Raw genomic sequence first — 19,281 nt, forward strand, 5'->3', positions numbered from 1 at the left:
CAGACCTGCAATCATACGCAATGTTGTTGATTTACCACATCCTGATGGACCTACGAATACACAGAACTCGCGGTCTTCGATTGTTACGTTTGATTTTTCTACTGCAAGAACGTTACCATCATAAACTTTTGTAACGCCTTTAAGCTCAACTTTTGCCATTTTTTCCTCCTGATGGCTAGGGATTATAATTATAAATAGATTATAAACCAGATTGCTATTGAATTCAAGCGGAAAATTTGTTCATTCTCTCAATAAATTTTAACATTTACGATATTCTTACATTCCAAGAAGATTCTTTACAAAAGGTTCACAAAGCACAAAAATCACGCTGAATAAAACTGCCGGAAGATAATTGGCAGTTTTTACTTTTTTTAATCCCATAAGATTTATACCTATCAGAACAATCAAAGCACCGCCGCTCCCGGTCAGTTCGGCTATCATCTGCTCACTTACATAAGGAGCAATCAACACAGAAAGTAAAGTTAAGGCCCCCTGATATACAAAAATCGCAATTACAGAAAAAGCAGTTCCAACTCCCATTGCAACAGCAAATCCTATAGAAATAAAACCGTCAAGAATTGATTTTAAGAAAATAATTGAATAATCATGTTCGATTCCTGCCTTAAAGCTGCCTACGATTGCCATAGCCCCGACACAAAAAAGAACAGAAGCATTCAAAAAAGCATATGCAAAATTTTTCTGAGGTTTTCCTTCTGAAAAACTCGGAACAGAAGAATTATCATTATTCGGATTTTGTTGAACAGCGTTTTTCTTTATAAACACTTTTTCCAAAAAGCGTCCAAAACTTAAGATTTTACCGTCAATATCAAGAAGAGTTCCAACAATGCCGCCCAGAATAAGAGCCAGTGCCAGATAAACAACATTCTGATACTTGAATGCCATCTGAACACCCATAATAAATGAAACCAAACCGCAGGCAAGCTGAATAGAATCAGTAACTTTCTGCGGGATTTTTTTCGCAAACAGAAGACCAACAAGCGAACCCATAAGGATAGTAGCACAATTCACAAATACAGCAATCATTTTTTACCTCAAAATAAAAAAAAGAGCTTCCAAATACCGGAAGCTCTTAAAACGTGCGGAGAACCTGACTTGAACAGGCACAGCTTGCGCCACTAGCACCTCAAGCTAGCGTGTCTACCAATTCCACCATCCCCGCAGTTGATGATAAATATTTTATAGAAACCGCATAAAAGTGTCAACAGAATTTCTATAAAAAATCATATTTTTTTTCATTTTTTTTATTTTGTAAGGAATGCAATCGCTCCATCCCAGTTTTCAGGAGGATTCTTAATAAACTCTTCACATCTTGAAAGCATAAGTTCTGAAGCTTTATCATCTTTTAGAATTGAAAGAGCCCTTGCAAAATAATCTTTTGCAAGATTCCAGATTCCCTGTTTATATAATTCCATTCCCTTTGTATAAGCGTCCTTGTAATCAGCAGGAAATTCTTCTTCACTGCGGTCAACTGCATAAATAGGGACAGCATTCTTTTTACCCTTTACACGCACATCATCAATATGACGGAAAAAGAACGAATCTTCACCGGCATTTTCGCGTACACTTTCACTGACGAGAATCTGAGAACCGTATGTTTTTGTAAGTCCTTCAAGTCTGGAAGCGAGGTTTACATTATCACCAATTACAGAATAATCAGTTTTATCTTTTGAACCGATTGAACCGACAATTACATCGCCGTAGTGAATACCAATACCGATATTAAATTCCATTCCATCTGGAAGGATTAAATCTCCTGTATCAATAGACGGAAGCACTTCCCGCATTTCATAAGCTGCACTGACTGCCCGTTTACAGTTATCCTCGTAGCTTACCGGTGTGCCGAATTCTGCCATTATTGCATCACCGATAAATTTATCGATTGTACCACCATGCTTTTTAATAATTTCAACCATAGTTGAAAAATAGCGGTTCAGGAATGCAACCAGAACATCAGGCTTATTTTTTTCGCTTATATTTGTAAATGAACGGATATCACTGAAAAGAATTGCAACAGCCCTGGTTTCACCTACACCAACTCTTTCATCAGTATCATCAGACTGCATTACAAGACTGTCGATAATCTGTTCAGGAACAAAGCGGCTGAATGCACGGCGAATCCGCTTTTCAAAGTAAATTCTTTTTTTGACGATTATAGCCTTATCAAAAATAGCACCGGCACTTTTTACACAGAATTCAAAAAAATCCTGCTTTTCGCTGGTAATATTTCCTTCACTTACGATATGCACGGTTCCGTAGTAATTCATTTCATCACTTGATTTTAAGTTTTCGCTTTCATAGCTTGAAAGCTGAACTTTAGTACTGTAAAAACGGTTAAGTTCAGCTTTTGTTTCAAGCAGTTTTGGAGTAACTTTTGCAGCACTGTAATCAGAACGGTCTTTATCAAAATCTGCAGCACAAACACTCAAAAAATCAGAACGTTCTTTTTCGCCTAAATTCTCTGAGCACACATAATAGCCGTGTGGTCCGTCATTTTCGACGATGTACATTCCGGCTACAGGCACTTCACAGACTTCAGCAATAAGCAGAAGAAAATCACGAACCATATCTTCAATACTTTCGATATTGTCAACAAGAGAAATAAGTCTCTGATAAATGGAATTTTTGTAAGAATTAATATGAAGCAGATTTGACGCATTAACAAACAGGAAAGTATCATCAAGATGTTTTTTGATTTGAGAAAGTGCAATTTTATCGATTTTTTTAGAATAAAGAGAAGCCAGTTCATCTACACTCAAAACAAGTGTTTTTGCGTCAAGACGTACAAAGGAATTCGCCCCGCAGTCATAGGCAAAATATTCATCCAGCGGGGTCGGGAAATTCGCATACATTCCGATTGTTAATTCTTTAAAACATTTCATGGAACGTACGAGTCTGACAATTTCAAAACTGCGCGGTTCCTGAATATCGCAGTTTGCAAGAAAAATATCCGGCTGAAATTCAAAAAGAGAATATACAGCTTCTTTTCCGTTATTAGCAAACTGAATCGAATAATCATCACCTTCAAGTGTAGTAGTAAAAAGCTTCTGCAATGTAACAGATGTTTCAAGAATCAGTATTTTTTTAGCCATTATTCTTCTCCTACAAGTCCTTTAATCACGCTGATAAGTTTACCGCGTTCAAAACTTCCTTTCGGAATTACTGCACTCGCCCTAAGCTGTTCAAATTCTTTAAGGACAGCCGGACTCTGGTCAGCAGTGATAATAACTACCGGTGCATCTTTGTACTGTTCCATTCGGCGAAGGTTATCAAGAAGAACAAGACCTGTCATTCGAGGCATATCCTTATCAGACAAAATAAGGTCATATTGTTTTGTTTTTGCTTTTTCAAGACCGTCTAAGCCGTCAAATGCCGTGTCAACAACAAATCCTGCACCTTCAAGAATAGATCTTTCAATCTGCCGTGTAGTTTCAGAATCATCAACAACAAGAATACGTATTGTGCGTTTTTTGGTTGCTGCTTCGTATTTTTTAATGTCATAACCACGCAGAGACTTAAACTTTTTGAGAATATCAGGTACGTGGAGGATAGGCACAATGTCATAATGTTCATCAAAAACAATTCCCTGAAGAATCGAGAAATTTCTGAACGCTTTCGGAAGCGGTTTTACGACAAGTGACACATACTGCTGAACTTCTTCAACAATAATTCCGATCCGCTGTTCCATATATTCTGCAATGAGAATAGAATCAGCATCCTGAGGAGTAAATCCTTTCTGGTCATCGAAAAGAGAAGAAAGTGAAAAACACGGAATGAGCTGAGATTCAAGATTAATATAGTTCTGATTCTGAAGTGTAATGTATTCACTCTTTTTGCGGTAAATAATATCAACAATGTGCTGAGACGGAATGAGGTATTTATCTTTGTTTGAATAGACAAAAAGTCCCTGAAGTGTAGAAAGGCTGAGCGGGAAATGAAGGATGAATGAAGTTCCCTTTCCGGCAGTACTTTCGATTTTAATACGGCCCTTGATTTTTTCGACATTGGACCAGACAACATCAAGACCAACGCCACGGCCTGAAAGTTCTGTTACTCCGTCTTTTGTAGAAAAACCTGACTGGAAGAGGAACTGAGAAAGCTCTCTGTCACTCATATTTTTAATTTCTTCAGTGCGTTCAGGATAAAGCTTTAAGGCATTTTCGCGGATTTTTTCATAATTAAGACCTCGGCCGTCATCAGTAATTCTAAGTTCAATGTACTTAGCTTCACGCACACAGGTTATGCTGATTGTACCAGTCTCGCTTTTTCCGGCTTCTTTACGCTCTTCAGGAGTTTCGATTCCATGATCAAGGGCATTGCGGATAAGATGCATGAGAGTATCGCCAAGTTCTTCGAGAATTACTTTATCAATGGCAATGTCTGTTTCGGGAATGTCGCATTTAACCTTCTTTTTGAGATTTAATGCTTCAAGGGCAATTGTGCTTTCCAGTGGACGCAAAACAATGCTGATTGGAAGCATTCTGAGATCAAAAACCTGTTCCTGAACACTGAAAATGGATGTTTCAAGAGCAAAAATATCAGATTCAAACTGCTTGCGGATTTTCGAAAGCTCATGGTTGTCCGTTTTTTCTTCAAATTTCTGAAGTTCGTCAAGCTGATGTTTTAAGTGAAACTCCCGGGTAATCATTGTGTCAAACGCAGTAATAATTTCGTTGACGCGGGAAAGCTTAATTCTGATTGACTGAATATCACTTACATTTTCGGAAAGTTCTTCATCATCATCGTCATAAAGGCTCAGTCCTTTTTCGCGGTTAACTTCAGAAATAAATGCATCTACATCAATTAATTCTCCGGCAGCAAGCTTATCGCAGTTCTGCAGATAAAGTTCAATGTTCAGTTCGTCAGTATTTTTTTTAAGAATTGATAAAACACAATCGGTAATTTTATCAGTTACTGCAAAAACAAACTTAACAAGACGGTCTGAGTTTTTGACCTGACCGTCCTTAACGCTTTTATAAATATCTTCAACTGCATGAGCAAGCTTTTCGATTGTAGAAAAGCCGAGCATCCGGGCATTTCCCTTAATTGTATGAAGACTGCGCAAAAGCCTGCTTAAGGTTTCTGCATCATTTTGAGTGGTTTTTAGGGTTACGATGTCTTTTCTTGAAACTTCCAGAAGTTCCTTTACTTCAGCTGCAAAACTTTCTGTAATATCTGATGAGACCTTAGCCATTGTCTTTGCCCCCTGTTTTTTTATGCAAATAGAAAATGTTCCCGTCAACAACTTTTTCAAGAGACGGTGGAAGTATTACAGAGTCAATCTGTGCAATTTCGCTCATTGAAACGAAAATAACTCCGCCTTCTCCAAGACATTTATCCGCTATAGTACGCAAAATACGCGAACGAAGTTCCGGTGAAAAATATATAAAAACATTCCGCAGGAAGACAATATCCTGATTCTGAGGAAGAATTTTACCGTAAGACGGAGAATCAATTTCAGAAAGATTAATCTTCTGAATTTTTACAAGAGAACGTAACTCCTGAGGAACAGCAATTTTCCCGTCTTCCTGCCGGAAACTTTCAAGCAGAGAATGAAATGAAACTCCATCAACCTGTCTGAGAGAAGAGGCCGGATAAAGACCTTTTGAACATCTGGAAAGGACATTTGAATTTATGTCACTTGCAGTTACTGTAACATTAAGTGAGCAGGATTTTGCAAGAATTGCAAGTGAATATGCTTCTTCACCTGAAGAGCAGGCTGCACTCCAGATTTTTAGTTCAGAATTTCCTTTTAAAGCACGCCACATAGGAAAAATTCTGTCACGCAGAAGAGCAAACTGTTTTTCTTCACGGAAAAAATATGTTTCGTTAACAGTGCTTTCATTTACAAGCTCTGTAAAAAAAACTTCGTCTGAAATAAGATCATTTTTATATTCCTGAACAGTAAGATGCTTTTCTGCAATCCGGCTTTCTATATAAGACTTTATGCCGTCAAGATGACTGGCTCTCGGAACAATGCCGGTGCGTGCCGTGAGGATTTCCATAAATATGTCTAATTCGTCTTTGGTTAAAACTACTTTTTCATTCATCATTTTGACACCAGCTCCAGAATTCGTTTTGAAATCTCCGGACGCGGCAAAACTTCTTTTGCCCCGCCGGCCTCAATAGCCGCTGCCGGCATACCAAAAACAGCACAGGTAGACTCATCTTCAGCAATGGTCCAGCCCCCATTATCACAGATTACTTTACAGCCTTCAGCACCATCCATGCCCATTCCGGTAAGAAGGACTGCAAGACACTCCTTTTTATAAAACTGGGAAGCCGAGCGGAAGAGTTTATTTACAGCAGGCCTTAAAAAACGCTCAGGTTCTTCGTCAGAAAGTTTAAGAACAGGATGGCCGTCACCTTTTACATAATCAATAACAAGATGCTTGTCCGCTGGAGCCATGTAAACATGTGAAGGCAGAGCTTCTTCTCCATCTTCTGCAAGAGTTACAGGAATATTCCGGCATGTCTGAGTAAGCCAGTCTGCAAGATTTTTATCTGCACCGACTTCAATATGCTGGGCATAAAGAACAGGAAGTGGGAAATCAGGTCCCAGACCTGAAAGAACTTCTACTACAGCAGAAGGACCGCCTGTTGAAGCACCTATACACAAAACCTTAAATGAGGCATTTTTGCTTTCAGTCACAACTGGTGCAGACTGAGAAGGAGAATTTTTTATTAATTTATTCAGTTTTTTTAAAAGAGCGTCAAAAAAATCTTTCGTAAAGGAATTAACCTTTGGCATTTTTTCTGGTACAAGAACCGGAATATGGAAATCATTCTGAAGAATATTAAAATTTTCCAGTTCAAGCTGATCTTCTTTATCTAAAACCCAGATAACAGCATCTGAATGTTCTTTTTCTAATACCTGAATTATTTTTTTTCCATTTGAGACGGAAGCCGAAACTTCTACATCAGGATATTCCTTGAGATTCTGTTCAAAAATTGTGCGGACTACAGCGGAACCTGCTGCAACAATAACCTTCATTTACACTCCCCTATTTTATCTTAATTAAGCCGGCTGAAAAGAATTTTCGAAGCAGGTTATCAGGCGAAATAAGAATCTGTTTTCTCAAAAGCTTTTTATCTTTCTCGTCATCTAAAAAGCCTATTGCACACACACCGCACTCTGTCTGCCGCGCCCTGATTCCCGGAGGAATTAAGTGCAGATTCTTGATGTCGATAATTTTACTTGCAACCGAGCAGTTAACCGAAATTGCAAGATTACCGCTTGCAGGAAATGCCGTCTGCGTATAATCGACTATAAGCCGCTGAACATCACTTTCAAAGTTGTGTTTTTTCATTACGAGAACTACAGTACAGTTCTCCAAAGGCCGGCATTCAAATTCTTTTTCAAGAAGGCTTCCTATATGAATATGCGGCAAAGTTTCCCGGTTAAAGATAATGCTTTTTACATCCTTTTCGACGGAAAGATAAATACCGAAAATTACATATTTACTTTGAATGAGAAAATCTATCGTGTCGTATGCAATGCATGTAAAATGATTATGCGCTTCCAAGGTCTTTCCTTATAAGCTGTTCAAAAGCGTTCGGATTCAGTACAGGAATTTCTTCTCCTCCATAACCGAGCGTTCCTAAAAAATATCCTTCATCATTACTTCCTGGAATAAGATTGAGATCACCTTCTTCCATTTCGGTAAAGAAAAGAATATCCGAAATATGCAGTGAAAGCTGGTCATCACTGCGTTTAAAAATAAGAAAAAGCGGCTCTTCAGGCGGTTTAGGCTCATTTTCAAGGATGAGTACGCACGGATTAATAACCGTAAACGGATCTCCTCGGCGATTTAATACACCTTCAACATATGCCGGCATAAAAGGCAGCTTGTACACAGCAACATCGCGGATAATTTCAAGTACATCACTGGACTTTACGGCAAATTTTTTCTTTGCGATGGAAAAAATTAGCCAGGTGGTCATTTTCTTTTCTTCGATAACTTCAGTTTTTTCTGACTGCTGCTGCTCAATTTTTTCGATTATTTCTTCGTTCATAGGACCTCCTCAATTTTATTCCGAAGCAGTCTCAGACTCTTTAATTGCACTAAGTTCAGTTGCAATCGTTTTTAAGTTCTGTGATGACTTGGAAATATGCTCAGTTGCAAGAGTAAAGTTTTCAACACCGGAAGCTATCTGCTTAAGAGAAGTTAAAACCTGCTCGCTTGCAACTGCCTGCTGCTGAATGATTGTAGTTATTTCAGATGCACTGTTTGCAGTAATTTCAGAGGCATTTTTTATGCTCGTAAAGCGTTCTTCAAGAACCTTCGCACTTTCAACGCCTTCCTGAATTTTTTCGGTTCCGCTTTCACTGGCAATAATCAGGCTGTCAGAACTCTGCTGAATTTCTGTGATACGCTCTTTAATTTCTTTTGTACCGTCAATAATTCCGTCTGCAAGACGCCGGATTTCAGTTGCAACGATATGGAAGTTACGTCCGGCTTCTCCTGCACTGCTTGCTTCAAGTTCGGCATTAAAGGCAATAATTTTTGCCTGATCTGCAACAGCGTTGATAAGAGTAACTATATCCCAGATGTTTTCGATTTTATCACCAAGAATGCGGATTCCTGAAATTGTGTTCATGTTTGTAGCGGCAATTTCCTGAAGCTGACGCATATTTTCTTCGATAAAGGAAACACCTTCTGCAACATAAGTATTTGTCTGTGTTGCAACACCCGAAACAGCTTTAATTTTCTGCGAAATATCTTCTGAATGAGCAGTATTCTCTTCCATTGTGGCAACGATTTCTTTTACAGCCGAACTCTGATCGTGGGCAGTTGCAGCAGTCTCTTTTGTTGATACAGCAAGATTCTGAGTTTCAGCAACAAGGCTCTGACTTGCTTCCCGCGCTTTATGCATCATGCTGTGAAGCTTTGCAATAAAAATCACAAAGATTGAAAAAACCAGCTGAATTATTATGATGATAACCGCAAGCGAAGAAATACCTTTCTGTTTTCCGGCTCTTAAAGGACCTGTAACAAACACATACCATCCGTAGCTTGGCAGATAGCGGATTACGCCAAGTTCTTCAGGTCCGGCCTTAAAATTGTAAATACCGCCTTCTGTGGCAGAATCTTTTGAATTAAGGATAAGCTCGTTAAAATCTGTAATCTGACTGTAAAGACTGTCGATATGAACTTTATCAACAAGAAGCTGCTGATTCAGTGCGGCTGTTATTTCCATGTCTTTATTAAAGAAATACATTGTAAAGTCATTTCCGAGTGTTTCGTAACATTTGTTTATAAAATTATCCAGTTCAATACCTGTTCCGGTCATACCAATCGGCTTTTTATTTTCATCACGGACAACCCCGTTAAGCCAGAGACAGGTCATATTAATTTCCGGATTGTAGTTAATGTTGAAATTGTAAACATCAGTTTCGTATAAAGTCATGTTGTACCAGTAATCACTTGGATTTGCCGGATCGACCGTATAAGAATACTTCATGGCATTCCAGAACTCTTTGTCTACATCGTTTGCCCAGAAAATACTGTGTGAAGAAAAAGCATCGTTAAAGCTTTTAAATTCTTCCATGGCACGTTTGCGCTCATTTTTATCTTTCGGATTCTTAAAAAAGCGGATGACAGTCGGAGAAGAAGCAAGTTTTTCTGCAAGGGCTATCTCCGGTTTTAGAAAACCTTCCATCATGATTGCCTTCTGATTAACTTCTTCGCGAAGTTTCTGAGTTAAATTACGCATGGAAGCCTGAGCTGAAAGCACATGATATACGATACCGAGTGCAATGGCGGCTCCCAGAATTACTGCCCCGGAAATCGAATAAGTCTTACGCAAAAAGCGGTTTTCATTTTTAGCCATATTCTTCTCCTTACCTGCTCAAATCTTCCGCAATATTTTTTAGTTTTTCTGATGCACGCGAAATATCCGCTGTTGCACTACTGAAATTTTCAACACCAGAAGCAATCTGTTTAAGGGTTGCAAGCATCTGTTCACTTGCAACAGCCTGCTGCTGAATAATTGTTGTAATATCACTTGAACTGTTTGCAGTAGACTGAGCCGAATTTTTTATACTTTCAAAGCGCTCTTCAAGTCCTTTTGCATTTTCAACACCTTCGTTAATTTTTTCTGTTCCGTTTTCGCTGAAAAGAATAAGATTGTCAGAACTTTTCTGGATTTCTGTAATCCGCTCTTTGATTTCTTTTGTGCCGTCAATAATTCCGTCTGCAAGGCGCCGGATTTCAGTCGCAACAATGTGGAAGTTACGACCGGCTTCTCCTGCACTGCTTGCTTCAAGTTCGGCATTAAAGGCAATAATTTTTGCCTGGTCTGCTACATTGTTAATTAATGTTACGATATCCCAGATGTTTTCGATTTTATCACCGAGAGCTTTTATTCCGCTGATTGTGTTTAAGTTAGCCTGTGCAATTTCGTGAAGCTGCTGTACATTTTTTTCGAGGTAAGAAACTCCGTCCGCAACATCTCCGCTGGTTTTTACTGCAATTTGAGAAACATCCTTAATTTTTTCGGAAATATCTTCAGAAAGAGAATTATTATCCTCCATTGTGGCAACTATTTCTTTTACGGAAGCACTCTGATTCTGTGCTGTTTCTGTATTATTTTTTGCAGAATCTGCCAGGTTCTGAATTTCTTCCAAAATACTGGTTCCGACTTTCTTGTCATTCAAATGAAGCAGCTGCACACGAAGAAAAACAAAAAATCCAAGAAAAACAAAAACAATTACTATAAGACAGATTGAAGCCGGAACAATTGCATTTTCAAGGAAGGCACGGACAGTATAGTCCTTTGAAACAAGTATATTCCAGCCGATTTCTTCTAAAGGCTGAAAAGCATAAACCGTGTTTTCTGTATCAATAAATGACTGTCCAATCTGATAAAGACTGCCTTCATATTCGCGAAGGTCTGTAATTACATCTGTAATGCGGGACTTTTTTTCAAGATGGTGCAGGTCTGTTGAACCGGTAGTTTCAAGTGCCTCATTAAAAAGAAACATCGAATAATTTTCCGGCAGCTGTGAATAAAGAGAATTTACAAACTGGGAAATCGGGATTCCGGTTCCAATAAGACCAAGAAATTTATTATTCTGATTTCTGACTATGCAGTTTACCCACATAAAAGTCTGCTTTAAGCCGATATCATAATCAACATTAAAAACATAAGCCTTGTCCGTATCAAGAAGACTTGTATACCAGGCACTAGAAGAATTGGATTTATCGAGAGTATAAAGATATTCGTTATTTGCATAATAGCGAAGGTCATTATCATTAATCATAAAAGAAAGCCTGCTCAAAAAAGAGTTCTGATAGGCAAGGACTTCTTCAAACGCTTCTTTTTTTAATGAAGAATCTGAAGGTTTTTCAAAATAGCGGATGATTACAGGAGATTTTGCCATTTGCATTGCAAGAGCAAGCTGCTCATTAAGCCCCAGCTCAAATTCAAGCTTCATGTTTTTTGCAAGCTGGGATAATTCTTTGTGGCTGGACTTTTCAAAATTAATTCTTGCAGACTTACTGATAAATAAAAAACTTACCGAAAGGATTACAGCAATAACAAGAGAAAAAATCGCTGCAATAACCGGGAAAGGTAACCGTTTTATTTTATTTTTTGCATTCAACAAATCCATCTGTTTTCTACCTTTATGCGTTTTATTTATTCAAGTCTTCTGCAATGTTTTTAAGCGTTTCAGATGCACGCGAAATATCTTCAGTGGCACTGCTGAAGTTTTCAACACCGGTTGCAATCTGTTTAAGAGTGATAAGCATCTGCTCACTTGCTAAAGCCTGCTGCTGAATAATTGTGGTAATGTCTTTTGAACTGCTTGCAGTTATTTCAGAGGCATTTTTTATACTTTCAAAACGCTCGGAAAGAACAGCTGCATTTTCAACACCATCATTTATTTTTTCGGTTCCGTTTTCGCTGGCAATAATCAGACTGTCAGAACTCTGCTGAATTTCTGTGATGCGCTCTTTAATTTCCTTTGTGCCGTCAATAATTCCGTCTGCAAGCCGCCGGATTTCAGTTGCAACAATATGGAAGTTACGTCCGGCTTCTCCTGCACTGCTTGCTTCAAGTTCGGCATTAAAAGCAATAATTTTTGCCTGATCTGCTACAGAGTTGATAAGAGAGACTATATCCCAGATGTTTGAAATTTTGTCACCAAGGGATTTAATTCCGTTAATTGTATTAAGGTTTGCCTGTGCAATTTCATGAAGCTGCTGCACATTCTTTTCGAGATATGAAACACCTTCAGCAACATCTTCGTTTGTTTTTGAAGCAACTCCGGAAACATCTTTTATTTTTTCTGAAATACTCTCAGACAGTGCGTTGTTGTCTTCCATCGTAGCAACAATTTCTTTTACGGAAACATTCTGATTCTGGCTTGTATCAGCATTTTCCTTTGAAGCAAGGGCAAGGTGCTGTGTTTCTGTAAGAAGCTTATTTGCAAGCATTTTTTCTTTACGGCGCACGCTGTTTAAAATCCACATATTGATAAACGCACTGCCGACCCCAAGAACAAGAAGAATACAGAGAATAATCATAAGCTGACGCATAAACTGTGCGTTAAAGTCAGAAACAGGACCGTCTACTACTACAAACCATGGAGATTCCCCGATGCGGTTTACAGCGTAGAAATGACTGTTGTATATAAATGATTTTTCACTACCATCAAGAAATTCTGATAAATTATAGCCGGCTTTTAAAATGTTTTCGGCATTTTCACCTGAAAAATAATTGTCATTTATAAGTTTTGAAGCATCAGAATTTGTAAGATAACGCCCGTCCGAAAGAAGAATATAAACATTACTGTTCGGAGAAATGTTTGTATTGGCAACAAGATCAGAAAGAACATCAAGAAGAACATCCATTGCTGCAACCCCAAGAGGCTTTCCATCCTTACTCTTTACTGACTGTGCGAAAGTTGCACAGACGCTTCCAGTCCGGTCATCCAGATAAGGATCTATATATGTAAATTTTCCATTATTTGCAACGGCTTCCTTAAACCATCCGCGTGAAGAAGGTTCCCAGGTAGCTTCAGGTTTCCAGCCAAGGTTATTAATAAAAAAGCCGTCTTTTTTAAAACGGGAAATAATCGTAGCGTAATAGAAAAATGAACCTTCAGGTAAATCTGCAGAAATTCCTTTCATAACACGTAAAAGTGCTGACTCTTCATGAATTTCTTCAACTATAGACTGCCAGTTACTCATTTTGTCCATGTTAGGCTGCAAAATTGACTGAACATCGGCTTTAAGCTGATATATTGCAGAACTTGTCGTTGCATTTACGTTCTTTTTTACGATGTTGGTGTTTACAAGATAAAAAGACAAACACGCAAAAAGTGCAACTATAGTCGGCGGCACAATACTTGAAATTATAAATTTTCTCATTTTTAAATACTCCCCTTTTTACACGAACCTACCTGTTTAAATCCTCAGCAATTGATTTAAGCGTTTCGGAAGCAACAGAAATCTGAGCTGTTGCACTTGTGAAGTTTTCAACACCTGAGGAAATCTGCTTGAGTGTAAGAAGAATCTGCTCACTTGCTAAAGTCTGCTGCTGAATAATTGTAGTGATTGTACCCGCACTGTCAGCGGTAATTTCTGAAGCATTTTTGATACTTGAGAACCGTTCTTCAAGATTTTTGGCATTTGCAACACCTTCCTGAATTTTTTCGGTTCCGCTTTCGCTTGCAAGAATAAGACTGTCTGAACTCTGCTGAATTTCAGTAATTTTTGACTTGATTTCTTTTGTACCGTCAATAATTCCGTCTGCAAGGCGCCGGATTTCAGTTGCAACAATGTGGAAGTTACGTCCGGCAGCTCCTGCAGTAGAAGCTTCGAGCTCTGCATTGAAAGCGATGATTTTTGCCTGATCTGCAACAGAGTTAATAAGTGTAACAATATCCCAGATATTTTCGATTTTATCACCGAGATTTTTAATTCCATTGATTGTTGCCTGATTTGCCTTTGCAATTTCGTGAAGCTGACGGACATTTTCTTCAAGATAAGAAACGCCTTCAGAAACATCGATGTTTGTTTTGCTTGCAACACCGGAAACATCTTTAATTTTTTGAGAAATATCTTCAGAAAGGGCTGTATTATCTTCCATTGTGGCAACAATTTCTTTAACGGCGGTACTCTGCTCCTGGGCAGTAGCCACATTTTCTTTTGAGGAGACTGCAAGATTATGAGTTTCTCCGATAAGACGGATACTGGCTCCCCGTTCTTTAGCACGCATGCGGCTTATAATAAACGCCGTAATTGCCATAATTCCTACAAAAAGAAAGAAGAATGCACTGGAAAGAAGCCTTCTTGTAGCAGTAGAAAAGGAACTTACATCTTTTACACTTTTTCCAAGCACATAATACCAGCCGGTAAGCTGAATCGGTGCGATTCTGAATACATATTTTATATCATTAACCTTTCCGACAACAAAATCATCGGTAGACATAAGCATTTTTTCTCCAACTTCACTGTACGCCCCGTTATCAACTGAAAGAATATTGTCATCCGGGGTATATGTGCCGTGCATGAAAAAATTGCCTTCAGGTGAAAGAATAAATGCCTGATCCAGTTCATCATTCCGGATTTCACCGACAAAATTCTGTAAATCATCAATAGGAAAGTCAAAGGCAACAACACCTACCAGGCTTCCGGAATCTTTAAAAATAGCACGTGAAATAGTTACAACAACTGCCTGAGTAAGCTCATTAAATGCTACATCAGAATAAAACATCTCCCCGCCGTAATCGACAGCACCTTTATACCAGGCAGTTTTAGTTGGATTATAACCAGCAGGAGCTTTTATATTTTCTCCATGATAGAAAGTACCGTCCGGCTTACAGCCGTAAAGCCCCGGAAAATCAGAATATGAAAGCGACATTTTCTCAAAAATTTCGTTTGTATCCTTCCATTTTTTGTAAAAACCGTCTTTAAAAATCCATGCAATCGAATCAACAAGTTTTGACGGAGGTGAAAGAGTTTTTTCAAATGACTGAATACATTCCCTGACATTTGAATATACAAGCCTGTATGCCTGAAGTTCAGTGTAATTGGAAACAAGGCTTCCAAGAATTATTGTTGTAATTATAAAAAACACTGCAACCGGTGCACCAATCATGAGCATGGAGCGTTTGACAAAACTCATTTTTAAGACCCCTTTTTTTACATTTCTACAGATAAGAACAATTATAACGCAATTTTAATAATTTTGCTAGAAAATTAAGATATATTTAATCAATGCTAAGTTTTTTTTAATAATTTTCCTTTAAAATCAGCAGATATATGTTATATTTAATAGTATATTAAGGGAAAAAATTAACAGACGAAAAGTCATGTATTATTCAAGTATAGGTGCCTTAGCAGTTATTATTCTTCTCACAATAAATTACGATGTCTTTAATAAAACAAGACATTCCCAGTCAATACGTTCTTTTCACTTATACAGGAAATTTCTTTTCAGCGTTTTATTTTATTATATTGCTGACACTTTCTGGGGTGTAATTTACGACCAGAAGATTCCGCTTCTTTCATATGCAGATACAGTTCTTTACTTTTTTACAATGGCCTATTCAGTTTTTTCGTGGATCCGCTATGTTATTTCTTATGTAAACGATGAAAACTTTTTTTTCATGATACTAAAATATTTCGGCATAATTTTTTTATGCGCTGAATCATTAATGCTGATTGTAAATTTCTTCTATCCGATTATGTTCTGGTTCAGCAGCGACGGGCTTTATCATCCTGAAATTTCAAGACACATATTTATATTTGTTCAGATAGTTTTTTTTACGATAATTTCATTTTATATGTTTATTGAAACTTTTAAAACTCATGGAAATATAAAACGAAGGCACAGGGCAATATGGCTTTCTGGAATCATCATGACTGTTTTTATTGCCATGCAGAGGCTCTATGTTTTTATTCCGTTTTACAGCATGGGTTTTATGATAGCAACATGTATAATTCATACTTTTGTCCTTGAAGATGAAAAAGAAAACCACAAAGAAGAACTAAACCGGCTTTTTGAAGTAGAAGGAATTCAGGAAAAGGAACTTCTTTCTGCTCGGCTTATGGCATATACAGATCCGCTTACTGGTGTAAAAAGCAAATGTGCATATCTGGAAGACATTCTCGGTATAGAAAAACGCATCGAAGATAAAATCCTGAAAGATTTTGGAATCGTTATTTTTGATGTAAATGATTTAAAACTTACAAACGACACAAAAGGGCATGAAGAAGGCGATAAACTTATAAAATCTGCCTGCAAAATAATAAATCAGTATTTTACAGATACGCCTGTTTACCGTATTGGCGGAGACGAATTTGTAGTTTTCCTTATGGGAGAAAACTACAAAAAAAGCAGTGATTTTATTTCAAATTTTAACCGCAAAATTGATGAAAACCGTTCAGCAAAAAAAGTGGTTATAGCGTCAGGTTTTGCGGGCTTTGAAGAAATTACGGAAAAATCTTACAAAACCCTTTTTGAACTGGCCGATTCAAGAATGTACGAACGCAAAAAAGAACTTAAAGGTAAATAAGTTTTAGTAAGCCGAGTTCAGACCGCCCTGCTTTACCTGGAAGTGAGCAAATTCCATGCTGAAACTTGCCCGGCCCTGGGTGACCGAGCGGAGATTTGTTGAGAAGCCGAACATTTTTGCCATTGGAGCAATACAGTGAACGATTTCGCCGCTTGCTTTGCTGTCCTGCCCCTGAATCATTCCGCCGCGCTGAGTAATCTGGCTGATTGCATCTCCTACAAACTCAAGCGGACAGGAAATATCAACATTCATGACAGGCTCTAAGATTTCAGGTCCTGCTTTTTCTGCTGCCTCGTCAAAAGCCTGAGCAGCACAGGCTGTAAATGCAAATGGAGTTCCTGTAAGCTCGTTATAGTCAATTTTTGTGACAGTTACGCCGACATCTGCACACGGATAGCCGTATTTTATGCCGGAAGCAAACGAGTTTTCAAATCCTGCCTTAACAGCATCGTAGATTTCTTCAGGAATATTGTTATCATGAACAGTGCAGGAATAAGTGTTTCCCACTCCCTGTTCGTTTTTGAAGATTTTAACTGTAAGGCCTGCAGTGTTGTCCTTTCCTGCAAGGTTCTTTTCCCAGGTAGAAGAAACTTCAGCTTCGTTTTTGACCGATTCACGGTAAGTTACCTGAGGAGCGCCGACATTTGCCTTAACGCCGAAATCTTCCTTCATGCGGGTAACAAGAACATCAAGATGAAGCTCGCCCATTCCGGAAATAATGAGCTGACCGGTTTCGGCATCTTCGTGGCTTGTAAAAGTCGGGTCTTCACGGCTCATAACAGCCAGAGTTTCAACTAGTTTGTCTTTATCGCTCAAAGTTTCAGGTTCGATTGCAATTGAAATTACAGGCTCCGGGAATTTTACGCTTTCAAGAAGAACAGGCATGCCTTCGCTTCCCAAAGTGTCACCCGTCTGAGAGATTTTAAGGCCGACAAAAACAGCGATGTCGCCTGCAGAAACAGAATCCATCTGCTCCATGTGATTTGCATTTACACGTAAAATGCGGTTGATTCGCTCGCGTTTTTTCTTTCCGACGTTGAGTGCCTGGCTTCCTGCAGTGAATTTGCCTGAGTAAACGCGGACAAAGCAGAGGGCTCCCATTTCGCGGTCCTGCTGGATTTTGAAAACAAGACCGAGAGGCATTTTCTTTTCATCGCAAGGAATTTCAACTTCTTCTTCGCGGTCTTTTTTAACGTGAAGGCCTTTTGCAGCCGGAACATCTGTCGGACAGGGAAGATAGTCGATTACGGCATCGATTAAAGGCTGAACACCCTTGTTGCGTCGGGCAGAGCCGCAAAGGCAAGGAACGAAAGTACGGTCGATTGTGCCGCGGCGGATTACGGCTTTAAGCTGCTCGTTTGTAATTTCACCGCCTTCAAGGTAAATCATGCCGAGTTCGTCATCTTCAGAAGCAACTGCATCAATAAGTTTTGCACGCCATTCTTCGGCAAGGTCTTTGTATTTGTCGGAAATGTCTGATTCTGTGAAAGTTTCGCCTTCATCGTCCGGATTCCAGCGGATTTCCTTCATTTTAAGAAGGTCAATTACGCCCTCAAAATCTTCGCCCTGCCCCATCGGAACCTGGAGTGCGATTGTGTTTACTCCGAATTTTTCGTGAACATCGTTAATCGAATAGAAAAAATCAGCACCGATACGGTCCATTTTGTTTACAAAACAAAGCCGTGGGACAGAAAATTCATCTGCCTGTTTCCATACTGTTTCTGTCTGTGGCTGAACCCCGTCAACTGCACAGATTACAGCCACTGCTCCATCCAGAACGCGGAGAGAGCGTTCAACTTCGGCAGTAAAATCAACGTGACCTGGTGTGTCGATGATGTTGATTGTGTAGCCGTTCCAGTCAGTAGTAATTGCGGCCGAAGCGATTGTAATTCCGCGATCCTGTTCCTGCTTCATAAAGTCCATTGTAGCAGCGCCGTCGTCAATTTCGCCGATTTTGTGAATTTTACCTGTATAATAAAGAATTCGCTCTGTTGTAGTAGTTTTTCCAGCATCAATGTGCGCCATGATTCCGATATTGCGCATTTTCTGTAAATTAAGTGCCATAGTGTACTCCAAATCAAAAAAAACGGAACACCTGTGCTGATGTTCCCGACAGAAAAATATATTATATTTTTGGATTTTTGGGAAGTAGTACGATTTTTTTGATTTTCCTAGTTCCGGCTCCAGAGCATGCAGTAAGCCTGGGTTCTTGCGGCAAAACGGGCTACTTTTAAGAGAGCACGGATTTCTGCCTTTGTGTACCAGAACGCTTCGATTTCTTCCATTTCTGAATCACTCGGCTTGATTTCACCCTCTGCTTTTCCTATGATTACGATGTTTCTTTCATTGGAAAAGCCGACTGCTGAATATGAATCAAGCCAGATTTCATCGATATGAGTGAGTTTAAGTCCGGTTTCTTCACGAAGTTCTCTTTCAGCTGCCGAAGCCGCATCTTCTCCTGAATCAATAAGACCTGCGGGGAAATTGTAAACCCATTCGCCTGTCGCCATGCGGAATTCACGGCTCAAAAGGATCTGTTCTCCTGCTTCATCGTGCATAATCATAACAACTGCATCGACTCGGCCGTTCTGCAAGTCCTGAAGCGATGAAATATTTTTGTTGCGGCTGATCATCTCGTAGATTTTGGATTTTCCGCTTACAGTTTCATATTCAAGGTTGTAGCGGGTAATAAATTTTCCTTCGTGGATTTTTTGAATCGATTTGAATTTCAT

General features: G+C 38.9%; 15 protein-coding genes and 1 tRNA gene. 1 reads left to right on the forward strand and 15 read right to left on the reverse strand.

From position 1 onward, the window contains the following. The 13 genes from ACKI5B_RS13025 to ACKI5B_RS13085 form a co-directional block, all read right to left on the reverse strand. Positions 1-159: ATP-binding cassette domain-containing protein (locus tag ACKI5B_RS13025; protein WP_407429511.1), on the reverse strand; the 159-nt coding region annotated here is incomplete at its 3' end. A 117-nt stretch (positions 160-276) separates the two neighbouring features. Beyond that, positions 277-1,044: a DUF554 domain-containing protein gene (locus ACKI5B_RS13030; protein WP_407429465.1), complete on the reverse strand. Its 768-nt coding sequence runs from the start codon at positions 1,042-1,044 to the stop codon at positions 277-279. Between the two features lie 54 nt (positions 1,045-1,098). Next, positions 1,099-1,180: transfer RNA gene (locus ACKI5B_RS13035), tRNA-Leu, on the reverse strand. An 82-nt stretch (positions 1,181-1,262) separates the two neighbouring features. After that, positions 1,263-3,110, reverse strand: a complete 1,848-nt coding sequence (locus ACKI5B_RS13040; RefSeq protein WP_407429467.1) for an adenylate/guanylate cyclase domain-containing protein — start codon at positions 3,108-3,110, stop codon at positions 1,263-1,265. After that, positions 3,110-5,212, reverse strand: coding sequence for a hybrid sensor histidine kinase/response regulator (locus ACKI5B_RS13045; protein ID WP_407429469.1), 2,103 nt, complete (start codon positions 5,210-5,212; stop codon positions 3,110-3,112). Before ACKI5B_RS13045 ends, ACKI5B_RS13040 begins: the two co-directional genes overlap by 1 nt. Next, positions 5,205-6,071 carry a CheR family methyltransferase gene (locus tag ACKI5B_RS13050; protein ID WP_407429471.1) on the reverse strand — a complete coding sequence of 289 codons (867 nt, stop codon included), beginning with the start codon at positions 6,069-6,071 and terminating at the stop codon, positions 5,205-5,207. The genes ACKI5B_RS13045 and ACKI5B_RS13050 overlap by 8 nt, the downstream gene beginning before the upstream one ends. Beyond that, positions 6,068-7,012 carry a chemotaxis protein CheB gene (locus ACKI5B_RS13055; protein ID WP_407429473.1) on the reverse strand — a complete coding sequence of 315 codons (945 nt, stop codon included), beginning with the start codon at positions 7,010-7,012 and terminating at the stop codon, positions 6,068-6,070. Before ACKI5B_RS13055 ends, ACKI5B_RS13050 begins: the two co-directional genes overlap by 4 nt. 10 nt (positions 7,013-7,022) lie before the next feature. Further along, positions 7,023-7,544 (reverse strand): hypothetical protein, encoded by a 522-nt coding sequence (locus ACKI5B_RS13060; protein WP_407429475.1) that lies wholly within the window; start codon positions 7,542-7,544, stop codon positions 7,023-7,025. After that, positions 7,531-8,034 carry a chemotaxis protein CheW gene (locus ACKI5B_RS13065; RefSeq protein ID WP_407429477.1) on the reverse strand — a complete coding sequence of 168 codons (504 nt, stop codon included), beginning with the start codon at positions 8,032-8,034 and terminating at the stop codon, positions 7,531-7,533. Before ACKI5B_RS13065 ends, ACKI5B_RS13060 begins: the two co-directional genes overlap by 14 nt. 15 nt (positions 8,035-8,049) lie before the next feature. Then, complete coding sequence (locus tag ACKI5B_RS13070) at positions 8,050-9,852, reverse strand: methyl-accepting chemotaxis protein (protein WP_407429479.1); 1,803 nt, start codon at positions 9,850-9,852, stop codon at positions 8,050-8,052. A 10-nt stretch (positions 9,853-9,862) separates the two neighbouring features. Next, positions 9,863-11,635, reverse strand: coding sequence for a methyl-accepting chemotaxis protein (locus ACKI5B_RS13075; protein WP_407429481.1), 1,773 nt, complete (start codon positions 11,633-11,635; stop codon positions 9,863-9,865). Between the two features lie 22 nt (positions 11,636-11,657). Further along, a complete protein-coding gene (locus ACKI5B_RS13080; protein WP_407429483.1) occupies positions 11,658-13,397 on the reverse strand; it encodes a methyl-accepting chemotaxis protein in 1,740 nt (579 codons plus the stop codon). A 28-nt stretch (positions 13,398-13,425) separates the two neighbouring features. Then, positions 13,426-15,156 (reverse strand): methyl-accepting chemotaxis protein, encoded by a 1,731-nt coding sequence (locus ACKI5B_RS13085; RefSeq protein WP_407429485.1) that lies wholly within the window; start codon positions 15,154-15,156, stop codon positions 13,426-13,428. A 187-nt stretch (positions 15,157-15,343) separates the two neighbouring features. Here ACKI5B_RS13085 and ACKI5B_RS13090 point away from each other — a divergent pair, with 187 nt between their 5' ends. Further along, complete coding sequence (locus ACKI5B_RS13090; protein WP_407429487.1) at positions 15,344-16,549, forward strand: GGDEF domain-containing protein; 1,206 nt, start codon at positions 15,344-15,346, stop codon at positions 16,547-16,549. 3 nt (positions 16,550-16,552) lie between these two features. Here the strand turns inward: ACKI5B_RS13090 and fusA are convergent, their stop codons facing one another. Continuing rightward, positions 16,553-18,613: an elongation factor G gene (gene fusA, locus ACKI5B_RS13095; protein ID WP_407429489.1), complete on the reverse strand. Its 2,061-nt coding sequence runs from the start codon at positions 18,611-18,613 to the stop codon at positions 16,553-16,555. Between the two features lie 107 nt (positions 18,614-18,720). After that, complete coding sequence (locus tag ACKI5B_RS13100) at positions 18,721-19,281, reverse strand: NUDIX hydrolase (protein ID WP_407429491.1); 561 nt, start codon at positions 19,279-19,281, stop codon at positions 18,721-18,723.

This window comes from Treponema sp. (assembly GCF_045657965.1).
Lineage (GTDB): Bacteria > Spirochaetota > Spirochaetia > Treponematales > Treponemataceae > Treponema_D.